Genomic DNA, 894 nt, shown 5'->3' with positions numbered 1-894 from the left:
GCTTGTTTTAGAATTTCTAATGCTTCTGTTGATAGAGGCACGCGAAATTCTGTTGTAGCATCACGCCTTCCTTTCATATTCTCAGCAGGAATGGTCCATATATCCTCCTCAACTTGATCTTTATGAATATGACGTAAAGGATTGGTACGAACGCCTGTCAGAATAAGCAAACGCAAAGCCAGTTGTGTTATGGTTGATGCTTCACAGAGTGTTTTATAAAAAGCCGGAACCTCTCTCCAATCCATGGCTGGTAAATTTTGCGTTTTATGACGTTGTTTACCTAAGAGCGCGCGTGCTTTTTCTACTGCTTGTAAATCAACATTCAATCCTAATGCAGCCGCATGTTTGAGACAAAGGTTGAGACGAATAAGAGCTCTATTAGCTGTTCCAGCTTTTGTATGCCAAATAGGGGCAAGCGTATTGCGTATCTCTGTTTGTGTAATCTCAGAAACGGGAAGACAGCCTAATTTGGGCAGAATATGAAGGCGTAATGGTAAAAACCAATCCCCATCTTTACCATCATTTTTTAATTCAGCTTTACGACTTTCAAAAGCATCCAACGCGATATCTTTTAAATAATGGAGATTGCTTATTGCCTCACGCTTTTGTTTTTCACGTTCTTTAATAGGGTCACGCCCTTCACGAAGAACAGAACGCCACCCAGTTGCCAATTCACGGGCTTGTTTTAAAGAAACATCTCTCAAGGCACCCAAGCCCATTTCGCGGCGCCGACCATGAATGGTATAACGGTAAATCCATTGAGCACCTCCATCTTTACGCTTATGAAGTAACAAGCCGGCACCATCATTATATTTACCAGCTCCCAATGTTGCGACAGCCCTTGCATTAAGACGGTTCATAAGAGCCATTTTTAGTCCTTTCTTATACAAATTT

General features: G+C 41.6%; 1 protein-coding gene. It reads right to left on the bottom strand.

Annotated features, from left to right (window positions below; translation table 11 throughout):
• Nucleotides 1-869: tyrosine-type recombinase/integrase (locus ACFIKQ_RS09030; protein WP_375656311.1), on the bottom strand; the 869-nt coding region annotated here is incomplete at its 3' end.
• Nucleotides 870-894 lie beyond the last annotated feature (25 nt).

Origin of the sequence: Bartonella sp. MR63HLJHH (assembly GCF_042194155.1) — a bacterium.
Classification (GTDB): Bacteria; Pseudomonadota; Alphaproteobacteria; order Rhizobiales; family Rhizobiaceae; genus Bartonella; species Bartonella grahamii.
This window is presented reverse-complemented; position numbering and strand designations above follow the sequence as displayed.